Annotated in this window: 12 protein-coding genes; 4 read left to right on the forward strand and 8 right to left on the reverse strand. The window is 66.2% G+C overall.

Features of this window, described 5'->3' with window-relative positions; genetic code table 11:
* The first annotated feature begins 1 nt into the window (after window position 1).
* The 3 genes from A3AC_RS0124445 (at window position 2) to A3AC_RS0124455 (ending at window position 4,265) form a co-directional block, all read left to right on the forward strand.
* On the forward strand, window positions 2–1,411 hold the full coding sequence (locus A3AC_RS0124445) for an MmgE/PrpD family protein (RefSeq protein WP_025602091.1): 1,410 nt from the start codon (window positions 2–4) through the stop codon (window positions 1,409–1,411).
* Window positions 1,412–1,490: 79 nt separating this feature from the next.
* Window positions 1,491–2,780 (forward strand): MFS transporter, encoded by a 1,290-nt coding sequence (locus A3AC_RS0124450; protein ID WP_025602092.1) that lies wholly within the window; start codon window positions 1,491–1,493, stop codon window positions 2,778–2,780.
* Window positions 2,781–2,840: 60 nt separating this feature from the next.
* Window positions 2,841–4,265 (forward strand): MmgE/PrpD family protein, encoded by a 1,425-nt coding sequence (locus A3AC_RS0124455; RefSeq protein ID WP_025602093.1) that lies wholly within the window; start codon window positions 2,841–2,843, stop codon window positions 4,263–4,265.
* A 188-nt stretch (window positions 4,266–4,453) separates the two neighbouring features.
* On the opposite strand, the gene A3AC_RS0124460 is transcribed toward A3AC_RS0124455, so the two are convergent.
* The 6 genes from A3AC_RS0124460 to A3AC_RS0124485 form a co-directional block, all read right to left on the reverse strand.
* Window positions 4,454–5,305: an HpcH/HpaI aldolase/citrate lyase family protein gene (locus A3AC_RS0124460; protein ID WP_025602094.1), complete on the reverse strand. Its 852-nt coding sequence runs from the start codon at window positions 5,303–5,305 to the stop codon at window positions 4,454–4,456.
* 3 nt (window positions 5,306–5,308) lie between these two features.
* Complete coding sequence (locus A3AC_RS0124465) at window positions 5,309–6,499, reverse strand: CaiB/BaiF CoA transferase family protein (RefSeq protein ID WP_025602095.1); 1,191 nt, start codon at window positions 6,497–6,499, stop codon at window positions 5,309–5,311.
* Between the two features lie 9 nt (window positions 6,500–6,508).
* Window positions 6,509–7,366, reverse strand: a complete 858-nt coding sequence (locus A3AC_RS0124470) for an FAS1-like dehydratase domain-containing protein (protein WP_025602096.1) — start codon at window positions 7,364–7,366, stop codon at window positions 6,509–6,511.
* Window positions 7,367–7,443: 77 nt separating this feature from the next.
* Window positions 7,444–8,388, reverse strand: a complete 945-nt coding sequence (locus A3AC_RS0124475) for an electron transfer flavoprotein subunit alpha/FixB family protein (protein ID WP_025602097.1) — start codon at window positions 8,386–8,388, stop codon at window positions 7,444–7,446.
* Window positions 8,389–8,404: 16 nt separating this feature from the next.
* On the reverse strand, window positions 8,405–9,154 hold the full coding sequence (locus A3AC_RS0124480; protein ID WP_025602098.1) for an electron transfer flavoprotein subunit beta/FixA family protein: 750 nt from the start codon (window positions 9,152–9,154) through the stop codon (window positions 8,405–8,407).
* A gap of 18 nt (window positions 9,155–9,172) precedes the next feature.
* On the reverse strand, window positions 9,173–10,345 hold the full coding sequence (locus tag A3AC_RS0124485) for an acyl-CoA dehydrogenase family protein (RefSeq protein WP_035475815.1): 1,173 nt from the start codon (window positions 10,343–10,345) through the stop codon (window positions 9,173–9,175).
* Between the two features lie 112 nt (window positions 10,346–10,457).
* Here A3AC_RS0124485 and A3AC_RS0124490 point away from each other — a divergent pair, with 112 nt between their 5' ends.
* Window positions 10,458–11,387 carry a LysR family transcriptional regulator gene (locus tag A3AC_RS0124490; RefSeq protein ID WP_025602100.1) on the forward strand — a complete coding sequence of 310 codons (930 nt, stop codon included), beginning with the start codon at window positions 10,458–10,460 and terminating at the stop codon, window positions 11,385–11,387.
* A gap of 120 nt (window positions 11,388–11,507) precedes the next feature.
* On the opposite strand, the gene A3AC_RS0124495 is transcribed toward A3AC_RS0124490, so the two are convergent.
* Window positions 11,508–12,194 (reverse strand): nitroreductase family protein, encoded by a 687-nt coding sequence (locus A3AC_RS0124495; protein WP_025602101.1) that lies wholly within the window; start codon window positions 12,192–12,194, stop codon window positions 11,508–11,510.
* 147 nt (window positions 12,195–12,341) lie between these two features.
* Window positions 12,342–13,508, reverse strand: coding sequence for a CaiB/BaiF CoA transferase family protein (locus tag A3AC_RS0124500; protein ID WP_025602102.1), 1,167 nt, complete (start codon window positions 13,506–13,508; stop codon window positions 12,342–12,344).
* Window positions 13,509–13,510: the final 2 nt, after the last annotated feature.

The following is a 13,510-nucleotide window of genomic DNA, read 5'->3' on the forward strand; positions in this document are numbered from 1 at the left end:
CATGATGAGATTTGCCCGGCAGGGAAACGAAGATCCGATGGCCACCCTGTGCCGCATGACGCTGCAGACGCAGTACGCCGACCTGCCGGCCGACGTGGTGCACCATGCCCGACAGACCTTGCTCGACGCGATGGGCGTCACCATCGGCGGTTCCGCGATGGAAGGCATCCCCGCGGTCGTGTCGCTCGTGAAGGAGCGCGGCGGCAATCCGCAGACGCCGCTGCCGTTCTACGGCGGCCGGGTGCCGGCCAACGAGGCAGCGCTCGTGATGGGCCCGATGCCGCGCGCGATGGATTGCGGCGATCTGCACGAAGAAGCGGGCCACGTGACCGAATACGTGGTGCCGACGCTGCTGGCGGCCACCGGTTTGTGCGGCAAGGTGTCGGGCAAGGAATTCCTGGCGGCGCTGGCCATAGGGCAGGAAATCCTCGTGCGGATCGGCACGGCGTACAAGGTCATCAATCGCGCGATCAAGCACCACGAATGCGGCGGCCACTACATCTTCGGGGCGGTGGCCGCGGTGGGCAAGCTGCTCGGGCTGACCCAGGTGCAACTGGAGAACGCGCAGGGCATCGCGCGGACCATGACGCAACCCAACACGATGGGGATTTATTCGCCGGCCACGTTGATGGTGCGCATGCATCACGGGCTGGTGAGCCAGGCCGCGATCACGTGCTGCCAGCTGGCGCAGCGCGGCATTACCGGCCCGCGCGACGAGGTGTTGCTCGGACCCAGGGGCTACCTGAGCACGGCGCGCTGGGAGACCGATCCCGACTTCATTCTGCACGAACTCGGCGAGCACTGGGAGATCGAGAACATCATCACCAAGGGCTACAGCGCCTGCTATTTCTCGCATTCGTCGATCGACGCCATCCGCGCGCTGATGAAGGAATACAAGTTCGGCGCGGCCGATATTGCGAGCATCCACATCGCGACGTCCACGCCAGGTTGGCGCGCGGTATGCGAGCCGCAGAACAAGAAGTGGCATCCCGTCACGGTGCCGGAGTGCCAGTTCAGCCTGCCATACGTGGTGGCCATCGCCGCATTCGACGACAAGGTATTCCTCGAGTCGTACAGCGAAGAAGCGCGCAACCGGCCTGAGGTGCGCGAGCTGATGACGCGCATCGCCGCCGAGGAGGACCCCGACGTGTCCGATTGGGGCGCGCGCCTTGTCGTGAAGCTGCGCGACGGGCGCGAACTGAAGAAGGAATGCACCTACGTGAAGGGCCATCCCCGCAACCCGTTCACGGAAGAGGACTTCATCGCCAAGTTCAGGCTATGCGTGCCGTATGCCGCAATCGATCTGCCCGGGCAGATCGTCGACACGATGATCCACAACATCCTGCACCTCGACGAAGTGGACGACGTCACCAAGGTGCTGCTCGATCCGCTCGTTCCATCCGGGACCTGATCGATACCCGGATCAAGCCGGAATCTGGAAGCTTGTGCCGGTGATCGCCCGGCACCATAAAAACGTTTCAGGAGACCCCATGCATTCGCTCGAGCAGGTCACGATGGGCAAGGTATTTCGGCGGCTCGTCCCGTTTTTCATGTTGTGCTACTTCATCTCGTTCCTGGACCGGGTCAACGTCGGCTTCGCCAGCCTGCAGATGAACGATGCCATCGGCCTCACGCCCGCGCAGTACGGCCTGGGCTCGGGGCTGTTCTTTCTGCTCTATTTCCTGTTCGAGGTGCCGTCCAACCTGCTGCTGGTACGCGTGGGCGCCCGCATGTGGATCGCCCGCATCCTGATCACCTGGGGGCTGATTTCGGGCGCCACGGCTTTCGTGGTCGGCCCGTGGAGCTTCTACACCGTCCGTCTGCTGCTGGGCCTGGCCGAGGCCGGCTTTTTCCCCGGCGTCGCGTACTGCCTCACGCTGTGGTTTCCGTCCGCCTACCGCGCGCGCGTGATGGGCTATCTGCTGGTGGCCGCGCCGCTGTCCTCGGTCATCGGCTCGCCGATCTCGGGCATGCTCTTGGGGCTTCACGGGCTCGATGGCCTGGCCGGGCTGCAGGGCTGGCAATGGATGTTTCTTATCGAGGCCGCGCCGGCCGTCGTGCTCGGCTTCGTCACGCTGCGATACCTCAAGGGTTCGCCACGCGACGCGCACTGGCTGCTGGCAGACGAATGCGAATGGCTGACCGCGCGCATGACCAGCGAAGACAACCGGCGCCGCGACGAGCACGACATGCCCGTGGCGCGGGTGTTCGCCGACCGGCGCGTGTGGATGCTGGCGTCCATGGCGTTCGGTTTTTTCCTGACGATCTACGGCATCGGCTTTTTCCTGCCGCAGATCGTCAAATCCTTCGGCCTGACCAACGTGCAGACCGGCTTCGTCACGGCGATCCCTTACGTGATCGGCTCGGCGAGCCTGGTGTTCTGGGCGCGTCGCTCCGACCGGACGGGAGAGCGGCGCTGGAACATCGCGATCCCGGCGCTGATCGCCGCCGCTTCGCTGGCGGCAGCCGGCCTGATCGACGCGCCGGTGCTCAAACTTGCCTGCTTCTGCCTGCTGGCCTTCGGCGTGTTCGGCGCGCTGCCCGCGTTCTGGGCGATCAACACCGATTTGCTGTCAGGTGCGGCCGCTGCGGCCAGCATCGCGTGGATCGGCGCGGTCGGCAACCTGGGCGGGTTCGCCGGGCCCTACCTGCTCGGCGTCGCCAAGGAACGGACCGGCAGCTACACGGCGGCGCTGATGCTGATGGCCATGGTCGCATTGCTTGCCGCAGGCCTCGCGCTGTCGGTGCGGCGGCAGCACCGCACCTATCGCCACGCCTGAATCGACGTGGCCCGGGCGCGTGCCGGGCCCATTCATCTTTTGATCATCAAGGAGACTCCCATGACCGTCACCCGCGAGACCCGGCCGGTTGCGCCGGACAACTGCCCGCCGCTGGAGCAAGCGGTGGTGCGCTTCATTCAGGAGCTGAAATACGAGGATCTGGACGCCCACGCGCATGCCGGCATCAGCCGGCTGATGCGCGATCAGATCGCCTTGCAGGTCGGCATCTCGACACTGCCGTGGTCCAAGCAACTGCTCGCGTATGCGACGGCGCAGCAGCGTCCGGGCAACAGCCGCGTGAGCGCGTCGGCGCTAACCATGAGCGCGGCCGATGCCGCCTTCGTCAACGGCTCGTACGGGCACGGCTTCGAGTATGACGACGCCCACGGCCCGAGCTACAGTCACCCCGGCAGCTGCGTGATTCCGGCGGCGCTCGCGATCGGCGAGGAACTGGGCTCGTCGCTCGAGGAGATCATCGTCGCGATGGTGGCCGGCTATGAGGTCTATGCGCGCATCGGCATGCTTGCTGCGCCCGATCTGCTGCAGCGCGGTTATCACCCGCACGGCACGCTGTCAAATTTCGGTGCCGCGGCCGTGGCGGCAAAGTTGCGCGGGTTCGATGCCGAGACGACGCTGCACGCGCTGGCGATCGCGCTGAGCCATGTCTCGGGCACGACCGAGTACACGTCCACCGGCGGCTCCATCAAGCGCATCCACGCCGGCATCGGCACGCGCAACGGGATGACGGCGGCCGACATGGCCCGCGCCGGTATCACCGGCCCGCGCGCGTTCCTGAGCGGCAACAAGGGCTTCTTTCGTACCTTCCTGCAACGCACGGCCGGCGAGGCCGCCGAACGGCGCTTCGCCCTGGACCGGCCGTTCGAGATCGGCACGGTGTGGCTGAAGGCCTACTGCGCGTGCTACTGCACGCACGCGTACATCGATGCGCTGCGGCCGTTCGCGGCGCGCCGCGACGACATCGCCGACATCCACCTGAAGATCACGCCGCATTTCAACGTGGTTGTCGGCACGGCCAACACCAATGCGTACGAGCCGAAGAATATCGAGCACGTGCAGTTCAGCCTGCCGATCCAGGCGGCCTTCACGCTGCTGGGCAAGGGCAACGGCTATCCGGTCCACCGCGACTACCTGGCCGGCAAGGTGGACATGGCGCCCGTCATCGACATCGCGCGCAGCATCCGCATCAGCGAGGAACCCGAGCTGGAAAAGCAGTATCCCGGCAAGTTCGTGGCCGACGTGACGGTCACGTTCAAGGACGGCCGCAGCGAGCATGTCTTCGTTGGCGATCCGATCGGCACGGACACGAATCCGATGCCGGAGCACGAGCAGGACGCGAAGTTCATGGAACTGACCACGGATGTGCTGGGCGCGGAACGGGCCAGGACGCTGCAGGCCGCGCTGCGCGAGCTGAACCCCGCGATGAAGGCCGCCGAGCTGACCCGTATGTGGGCAGTCGAACGCTGACCGTGTGGAAACTGTCCGGGGGTCGCATGCCGTGTGCGCCCGGACGTCTGCTTCTGAAGACAATTGGTGGTGTCCGGGAACCGGACACCACCAATTGCTTTTTTATCGGCCTGCGGATACCACGGGCCATCCATGCCGCGCCGTTCGTCGACGTCACGGGCCAAGCCCGAGCCAGTCGCGAATCCCGCTTACTTTCGCATGCTGGCGATGATCGCCTCGGCCGCGCGGATCACCGGGAGATCGACCATGCGGCCGTCCAGGCTGAAAGCGGCACCGCCGTGCTTCGAGGCTTCGTCGAGCACGCGCTGCGCCCACGTTTGTTCGTCGTCCGAATAACCCATGGCCGCATTGACACCGGCAACCTGCGCCGGGTGGATGCACAGCTTGCCGCCGAAGCCGAACGCGCGCGCGCGACGGGCATCGGCCGCGAGGCGCTCGGCGTCGTCGGTGCTGGTGGTCACGCCATCGATCGGCGCGGGGAGGCCCGCGCGGCGCGAGGCGGCCACCAGCGCGTTGCGTGCAAAGGCCAGTTCGGGTTCCTCGGGCGATGCGCGCATGCCGAGGTCGAGCTGGAAGTCGAGGTGACCGAACGCGACGCGCACGACCTGCGGGTCGCGCGCCAGCTCGTCAGCCGCATCGAGCCCGGCCAGCGATTCGACCAGCGCCACGATGCGGGCCGCGTCGCCGAGCTGTTCCGCGACGCGGCGCAGCGCACGCGCGCCTTCGGACTTGGGCAGCATCACGACGACACCTTGCTTCGTCCAGTCGCGCAGCAGTGCGATGTCCGCATCGTGCCAGGGCGTGCCGACGGCGTTCACGCGAACGACGGTACGCGACAATTGGCCGGGCGTCAGTTGCGGCAGATGTTGTGCGAGTTGCGTGCGCGCGATGTCCTTGCTGTCGGCGCCGACCGCGTCCTCGAGGTCGACGATGATGCAGTCGGCACCCGAATCCAGCGCCTTGGCGAAGCGCTCGGGCCGGGTGGCGGGTACGAACAGCAGACTGCGCGCGTGTTGCGCTGGGCAGAGGGGCGTGGTCATGGTTCAGATTACGCCGGCGGCGCGCAAGTGTTCGATATCGGCGTCGGTGCGCCCGAGTTCGCGCAGGATGGCCGCGCTGTGCTCGCCGAGCGCGGGCACCGGATCCATGCGGACCTCGAAGCTGTCGACCGTGGCCGGCGGCAGCAACGCCTGCAGCTCGCCGGCGGGCGAATCGATCGTGCGAAATCGTTCGCGCGCACGCAATTGAGGGTGCGTCCAGAGATCGCCCACCTGGTTGACGGCGGCGTTGGCGATTTGCGCTTCGTCGAGGCGCGCAATCACTTCCTGCGCGGTGAGGCCGGCAAACGCCGCTTCGATCACGGCCTTGAGTTCCGCGCGATGTTCGGAGCGGCGCACGTTGGCGTCGAAGCGCGGATCGGTGGCGAGTGCCGGGTTGAGCAGCACGGCGTCGCAGAACACCTTCCATTCGCGTTCGTTCTGCAGGCCCAGCATCACCACGCGGCCGTCGCCCGCCGTGAACGGGCCGTACGGATAGATGGTCGCGTGGGCTGCGCCGTTGCGGCTCGGCGGCTGCTGGTCGTCATACGCGTAGTACATCGGGAAGCCCATCCACTCGGCGAGCGCTTCGAGCATCGATATTTCGACGTGCGAACCTTCTCCCGTGAGGCCGCGCTGCAGGAGCGCGCTGAGGATGCCCGTGTATGCGTACATGCCTGCCGCGATATCGGCGATCGAGTTCCCGGCCTTGCTCGGCTCGTCGGGCGTGCCGGTTATCGACAGGAATGCCGCTTCGCTCTGGATCAGCAGATCGTAGGCTTTCTTGTCGCGGTAGGGGCCGTCGCCGCCGTAGCCGGAGATGTCGCAGACGATCAACCGCGGATACCTCGCATGCAGCGCCTCGAACGACAGGCCCATGCGCGCGGCCGCGCCCGGTGCGAGGTTCTGCACCAGCACGTCGGCCTGGGCTACGAGTTCACCGAGCACGGCCTGCGCGGCGGGTTGTTTCAGGTCCAGCGTGAGGCTTTCCTTCGACCGGTTCGTCCACACGAAGTGCGATGCGAGGCCGCGTGTGCGGTGATCGTAAGCGCGCGCGAAATCGCCCACGCCGGGGCGTTCGATCTTGATGACGCGCGCACCGAGGTCGGCGAGCTGGCGTGTGCAGAAGGGCGCGGCGATAGCGTGTTCGAGCGTGATGACGGTCATCCCGCTCAGGGGGCCTTTGCGAGCTTGCATGGTGGGGCGCTACTCCAGTTCGATGCTGGCCTGCATGGCCAGTTGGCCTTGCGGGCCGCGTGCCCATAGGCTGGCGGCATGACCTTCGAGCTTGCCGTTCACGGTGAACGGCGCGGTGTCGAACAACGGGCTGAGAGCCTTGAACTCGAAGGTGCGAATGGTCCTGTCGGGGTGCGTACGGCGCAGTTCCTCCATCAGCAGCATGGCGATCAGCGGGCCATGCACGACCAGGCCCGGATAGCCTTCTTCCTGCATCGCGTAGGGGCGATCGTAGTGGATCCGGTGGCCATTGAAGGTGAGCGCGGAAAAGCGCATCAGCAGCACCGGATCGGGCGTGACGACACGCGAATATTGCGCGTCGTCCGGTGCCGGCTGCGGAGCCGGCGCCGGTGCACCGGCCACGGCGGGCGGTGGAGCGTCGCGATACACGATGTCCTGCTCTTCGCGGATGGCGAGGCCTTGGGCGTCGCTGATTTCATGCAGCACGGTCACGAACACCAGCTGACCGCTACGGCCGGACTTGCTCTGCACGTTCGCGATCATGGAGCGGCGCTGCACGGGCGTATCCACGGCCAGCGGACGCAGGAACTGCAGTCGTCCGCCGGCCCACATGCGGCGCGGCAGCCTGACCGGCGGCAGAAAGCCGCCGCGCTGCGGGTGACCGTCGACGCCGATATTGGACTGGCGCTCGCCGGGCAGGAAATACAGCCAGTGCCACAGCGGCGGCAGCGCCGCGGGCAGCGCAGCGGCATCAGCATAGTCCAGCGTGGCTTGCAGCAGGCGAATGGGCGCGGCGGTAATCCGGTCCGCGTGTTCTTCGCTGCGACCAACCCAGGCATCGAAGGTTTCGGGGTTCTCGGCAATCATGTCGTTTCGCGCTCGATGATTGAAGCGTCAGGCAGGCTGCAAGCGCTTGCGTGGCAGCACGCTTGCGGCCGTGCCTGTCAGAGTTCGTTGACCAGTTCCGGCACGAGCGCGAACAGATCGCCGACGAGGCCGTAATCGGCCACGCTGAAGATCGGCGCTTCCGGATCCTTGTTGATCGCCACGATCACCTTCGAATCCTTCATGCCGGCGAGATGCTGGATCGCACCCGAGATGCCAACGGCGATATACAGTTGCGGCGCGACGATCTTGCCGGTCTGGCCGACCTGATAGTCGTTTGGCACGTAGCCCGCGTCAACTGCGGCGCGCGAGGCACCGAGTGCCGCGTTCAGCTTGTCGGCCAGCGGCTCCAGCACTTTCGTGTAGTTCTCGCCGCTGCCCAGACCGCGGCCACCCGACACGATGATGCTCGCGCTCGTCAGCTCCGGACGGTCCAGCTTCGTCACTTCGCGGCTCACGAACTGCGACTTGCCTGCGTCGGCCGCCGCTTCGATCTTCTCGACCGCTGCGCTGCCGCCTTCGGCCGCCACCGGATCGAAGCCCGTCGCACGCACCGTGATCACCTTGATCGGGTCGCTCGACTGCACCGTCGCGATCGCGTTGCCCGCGTAGATCGGGCGCTCGAACGTGTCGGCCGAATCGACCGCCGTGATGTCCGAGATTTGCGCGACGTCGAGCTTCGCGGCAATACGCGGTGCGATGTTCTTGCCGTAGGCCGTCGCCGGCGCCAAGATGTGCGAGTAGTCCTTCGCGACGTTCAGCGCGGTCGCCTCGACGTTTTCCGCGAGGCCCGCTTCGAGTTGCGGCGCGTCGGCAAGCAGCACCTTCGAAACACCTGCGATCTTCGTTGCGGCGTCAGCTGCGCCCTGCGCGTTGTGACCCGCAACCAGCACGTGAATGTCTCCGCCGACGAATTTGCCAATTTCGGCTGCCGCTGCCACCGTGTTCAGCGTCGCGGCCTTGACCGACGCGTTGTCGTGTTCTGCAATCACCAGAATCGTCATTTCTTTCCGCTCCCTGTTACAGCACCTTGGCTTCGGTCTTGAGCTTCTCGACCAGCGTCTTCACATCCGACACCTTCGCGCCGGCTGCGCGCTTCGGCGGCTCGATCACTTTCAGCGTCTTTAGACGCGGCGCCACGTTCACGCCGAGGTCTTCCGGCCTCACAACTTCGAGCGGCTTCTTCTTCGCCTTCATGATGTTCGGCAGGGTCACGTAGCGCGGCTCGTTCAGACGCAGGTCGGTCGTGATCACCGCGGGCAGCGTCAGCGACAGCGTTTCCGCGCCGCCGTCGACTTCGCGCGCGACCGTAGCCCTGCCGTCGGCGATCGTGACCTTCGATGCGAACGTCGCTTGCGGCAGGCCTGCCAGTGCGGCCAGCATCTGGCCCGTCTGGTTCGAGTCGTCGTCGATCGCCTGCTTGCCGAGGATCACCAGTTGCGGCTGTTCCTTGTCGAGCAGCGCCTTCAGGATCTTCGCGACGGCCAGCGGCTCGACGCTCTCGTTCGACTCGACGAGGACCGCGCGATCCGCGCCGATCGCCAGCGCGGTGCGCAGCGTTTCCTGCGCCTGCGTGACGCCGACGGACACGGCGATCACTTCGGTCGCCACGCCGGCTTCCTTCAGGCGCACGGCTTCTTCAACTGAAATTTCGTCGAACGGGTTCATCGACATCTTTACGTTCGCGATGTCGACTCCCGACTGATCGGTCTTCACGCTGACTTTCACGTTCGCGTCGACCACGCGCTTGACGGGTACGAGAATCTTCATGAAAAAATCCTTCAGGAATCAGTAAGAACGGGGCAGTTGGAGCACGTGTTCGGCCACGTGCCCCAGAATCATGTTGGTGGAGATCGGCGCGACCTGGTACAGGCGCGTTTCGCGGAACTTGCGCTCCACATCGTATTCGCAGGCAAAACCGAACCCGCCGTGCGTCTGCAGGCACGCGTTCGCCGCTTCCCAGCTTGCCTTGGCGGCCAGGTACTTGGCCATGTTGGCCTCGACGCCCGCGTTCTGGCGCGCGTCGATCTTCTCGCATGCGCGCCAGCGCATCAGGTTCGCCGCTTCCAGCTCGATGAACGACTCGGCCAGCGGAAACTGGATCCCCTGGTTCTGTCCGATCGGGCGGCCGAACACCTTGCGCTCGACCGCATAGTCACGTGCCTTTTCCAGGAACCAGTAGCCGTCGCCGATACACTCGGCTGCGATCAGCGTGCGCTCGGCGTTCAGGCCGTCGAAGATCACCTTGAGCCCCTTGCCTTCGGTGCCGAGCAGCGCGTCTTCGGGCAGTTCCAGGTTGTCGAAGAACAGCTCGTTGGTCTCGTGGTTGACCATGTTGAGGATGGGGCGCACCGTGAGACCGTTGCCGATCGCCTTGTCCAGCTCGACGATGAAGCACGACAGGCCGTCGCTCTTCTTCTGCACCTGGTCCAGCGGCGTGGTGCGCGCGAGCAGGATCAGTAGATCGCTGTGCTGCACGCGCGAGATCCACACTTTCTGGCCGTTGATGATCCAGCGACCGTCCTTCTTCACGGCGGTGGTCTTGAGCCTGGTGGTGTCGCTGCCCGTGGTGGGCTCGGTCACGCCCATCGACTGCACGCGAAGCTCGCCCGATGCGATGCGCGGCAGATAGCGCTGCTTCTGCGCTTCGGTGCCGCTGAACACGATGGTGTTCATCACGTACATCTGGCCGTGACACGCGCCCGAATTGCCGCCGGAGCGGTTGATCTCTTCCATGATGACCGACGCCTCGGCCATCGACAGACCGGGGCCGTCGTATTCCTGCGGAATCAGCGCGGCCAGCCAGCCGGCCTGGGTGAGGGCGTTGACGAAGGCCTCGGGATAACCGCGCTCCTCGTCGATCTTGCGGTGGTATTCGGCCGGGAACTGGCTGCACAGGGCGCGCACGGCGTCGCGGATTTCCTGGTACTGGTCGGGGGCGGAAAAAATGGAGGCGCTCATGAATCCTGTCTCGTCATTGGCATCGGATAGGCCCATAATAAGATTTGATGAAATGGTTAAAAAATAGAATTTTGTGATCGATGGATCAGTTTTCGGTATCGAGGACTCTGTGATGGATCTGAAGCAACTGCGCGCCTTTGTCACCGTGGCCGAGACCGGCAACGTCACGCGCGCCTCGAGCCTGCTGAATCTTGTGCAGCCCGCGGTGTCGCGCCAGTTGCGCCTGCTCGAGGAGGACATGGGGACGGAGCTGTTCGACCGAAGCCGTCACGGGATGCAGCTCACGTCGTCGGGTAAGACCATGCTCGAATACGCACGCCGCATCCTCAACGAGGTGGCGCGGGCCAAGGCCGAGATCCAGCCGACCGACGGGCCAGTCGCCGGCATCGTGAGCATTGGCCTGCTGGCCAGCACGTCGGATCTACTGGCCACGCGGCTGGCGGGCGAGGTTGCCCGGCGTTACCCGCACATCCGCCTGCGGCTCACGATCGGCTATGCCGGGCACCTGCAGGACTGGCTCGAAGCCGGGGATGTGGACGCCGCGCTGTTGTACGGGCAGAAGGAAACGCCCGCGTTGCATGTCAAGGCGTTGATAGAGGAAAGCTTGTGGGCCGTGGCTGCGCCGTCCGCCGGGCTGTCGCGCAAGCGGCCGCTCCCGCTCTCGCGCGTCGCGAATGAGCCGTTCATCCTGCCATCCGCGCCACAGGGCCTGCGCGCGGCGATCGAGCACGCCGCAGCCGAGGCGGACGTGACGCTGCGCGTATTTGCGGAAACCAATGCGCTGAGCGTGCAGAAGGAACTGGTCGCGCAAGGTCATGGCTGGACGATTCTTCCTGCCGTCGCCGTGACGCAGGAGGTCGAGCAGGGCGCCCTGAGCGCCGCGCCGCTGGCGCCACCGGGGCTCCGGCGCACGATCGTGCTGGCGGCGCCCAGCAGCCGGCAGGCCACGGCGCCGGTTCGTTGCGTGGTCGGCGTGCTGCTCGACTGCGTGAAGACCACATTCGAACAAGGCCACTGGCCCGATGCGCGCTGGCTCGGCTGACGGGGTGGGGCCTGCCGCCGCCCGCAGGCCAGCAACACCGCATTCGCAGGACCGTGCGGCGCTTACTTCATCGGCATGCAGATGCGCGTCTGGAACCGCGCGGGCGGCGTGGCGCGCAGGTCAGGCAAAGCGCACGAGGTCGTCCACACGGGCACGCGTGGTGCGGAACCGGTTGACCGGGTGCGCGTCTTCCGCGTAGCCGAAAGAGATGCCGCAAATCATGTGCTGGGTATCGGGAATGCCGAAATACTCGCGAACGAAACGGGCATGGCGAGCCAGCGCGCCCTGCGGAGTGGTGGCCACGCCGTGTGCATAGGCCGCGATCAGGAACGAGGAGACGAAACCACCCGCGTCCACCAGCGCATACGGGCCCAGTTCCGCGGGCACCGTGACGATCGCCACGTGCGGCGCGTCGAACATGCGGAAGTTGCGGAATGCCTGCTCGGCGCTGCGCTCGGTATCCGTCGGGCCGATACCCAGTGCCGAGTACAGCGCAATGCCCGCGCCGCGCCGGCGTTCGCGGTAGATGCCCTCGTAGCTTGGCGGGAAGGGCAGGTCCGATTCGTTTTCCGGATGCTCGTTGACCCGCTGCATCAGCGCCTGGCGAAAGCGCTCCGTGCTCTCCGGGGTTTCGGTGATGACCAGTTGCCACGGCTGCACGTTGCACCATGAAGCCGAGCGGCCCGCCATGCCGACGATGTCGCGGATCAATTCGAGGTCCAGCGCTTCGTGCTGGTAGGCGCGGCAGGTGGAGCGGCCGCTCGTCAGGCGGTCCAGGGCCGCGAGTTCGGGAATGTGCGAAGTCATGTCAGTAGAGTCCTTGCCTGTTGCCCGGCCTGTGCGCTTCGGGGCGCGCGGGTGGCGAGCGGAGAACTGTGGCGGGGCACACGCCGGCGAATGCGCCGGCGGCCGCGCTGCGGCGCGCGACGATATCGGCGGTAATGTTCGTGCGCGTCAGATGAACGTGCCCTGCGCGCGCAAGGCGTCGATGCGTGCGTCGGGCAGCCAGTCCTGCAGGGCGGCGATCGCGTTGTCGGTCGTGGGTGCCGCGGGCGGCTCGGGCCGTACCGCGGGCGTGCGCGAAAAGCGCGGGCCGGGCGCCGGGTGCGTCACGCCGTCCAGCTCGACGAACGTGCCGCGTGCCTTCACGTGCGGATGGCTCGGTGCTTCGTCGAAGTCGAGCACCGGCGCCACGCAGACGTCGAGGTGGCCTAGTCGTTGCGCCCATTCGTCGCGTGTGCGTTCCCTGAATCTAGCGGCCAGTACCTGCTTGGCCGCCGGCCACTGCGCGCGGTCCATCTGCGCCTGCAGCAGCGGATGGTCCTGCAATCCGAGTTGTTCGAGCAGCAGCCGGTAGAACTTGTCCTCGATGGGGCCGACGCTGATGTACTTGCCGTCGGCGCACGCGTAGACCTCGTAGAACGGCGCGCCGGTGTCGAGCAGGTTCGTGCCGCGCGCCTTGTCGAGCATGCCGGCCGCATGCAGGCCCATTGTCACCGTCATGATGGAGGCTACGCCGTCCACCATCGCTGCGTCCACCACCTGGCCTTGGCCGGAGCCGCGCGCCTCGAGGATGCCCGCGAGCAGCCCGAAGGCGAGGTACAGCGAGCCGCCCGCATAGTCGCCTAGTACATTGAGCGGTGGCGTCGGGGCCTGCCCGGCACGGCCCATCGCATGCAACGCGCCAGTGACGGAAATGTAGTTCAGGTCGTGCCCGGCCACTTGCGACAGCGGACCATTCTGCCCCCATCCGGTCACGCGGCCATAGACGAGGCGCGGGTTGCGCGCCAGGCACGGTTCGGGTCCGAGGCCCAGGCGCTCCATCACGCCGGGGCGAAAGCCCTCGATCAGCCCGTCGGCCTGCGCGATCAGTTCCAGCACCATCTCGACGGCGGCGGGATCTTTCAGGTCGACGCGGACGGACTTGCGATTGCGCAGGCCCAGATCGAATTCCACGGGGCGCGGCGCACCGAGCCCCGAAGGCTCCTTGCGGTCCACGCGGATGACGGTCGCGCCCAGATCGGCCAGGAACATGGCGGCCAACGGCCCGGGGCCGATGCCCGCGATCTCGACGATCCGGATGCCCGCAAGCGGGCCGCGACGGGATGGTGCTGCGCACATGG

The organism is Burkholderia sp. WSM2230, assembly GCF_000472445.1.
Classification (GTDB): domain Bacteria; phylum Pseudomonadota; class Gammaproteobacteria; order Burkholderiales; family Burkholderiaceae; genus Paraburkholderia.

Coding starts and splice junctions, on each gene's coding strand:
- A3AC_RS0124445 (WP_025602091.1), top strand. CDS start 2: ATGATGAGATTTGCCCGGCAGGGAAACGAAGATCCGATGGCCACCCTG.
- A3AC_RS0124450 (WP_025602092.1), top strand. CDS start 1,491: ATGCATTCGCTCGAGCAGGTCACGATGGGCAAGGTATTTCGGCGGCTC.
- A3AC_RS0124455 (WP_025602093.1), top strand. CDS start 2,841: ATGACCGTCACCCGCGAGACCCGGCCGGTTGCGCCGGACAACTGCCCG.
- A3AC_RS0124460 (WP_025602094.1), bottom strand. CDS start 5,305: ATGACCACGCCCCTCTGCCCAGCGCAACACGCGCGCAGTCTGCTGTTC.
- A3AC_RS0124465 (WP_025602095.1), bottom strand. CDS start 6,499: ATGCAAGCTCGCAAAGGCCCCCTGAGCGGGATGACCGTCATCACGCTC.
- A3AC_RS0124470 (WP_025602096.1), bottom strand. CDS start 7,366: ATGATTGCCGAGAACCCCGAAACCTTCGATGCCTGGGTTGGTCGCAGC.
- A3AC_RS0124475 (WP_025602097.1), bottom strand. CDS start 8,388: ATGACGATTCTGGTGATTGCAGAACACGACAACGCGTCGGTCAAGGCC.
- A3AC_RS0124480 (WP_025602098.1), bottom strand. CDS start 9,154: ATGAAGATTCTCGTACCCGTCAAGCGCGTGGTCGACGCGAACGTGAAA.
- A3AC_RS0124485 (WP_035475815.1), bottom strand. CDS start 10,345: ATGAGCGCCTCCATTTTTTCCGCCCCCGACCAGTACCAGGAAATCCGC.
- A3AC_RS0124490 (WP_025602100.1), top strand. CDS start 10,458: ATGGATCTGAAGCAACTGCGCGCCTTTGTCACCGTGGCCGAGACCGGC.
- A3AC_RS0124495 (WP_025602101.1), bottom strand. CDS start 12,194: ATGACTTCGCACATTCCCGAACTCGCGGCCCTGGACCGCCTGACGAGC.
- A3AC_RS0124500 (WP_025602102.1), bottom strand. CDS start 13,508: ATGTGCGCAGCACCATCCCGTCGCGGCCCGCTTGCGGGCATCCGGATC.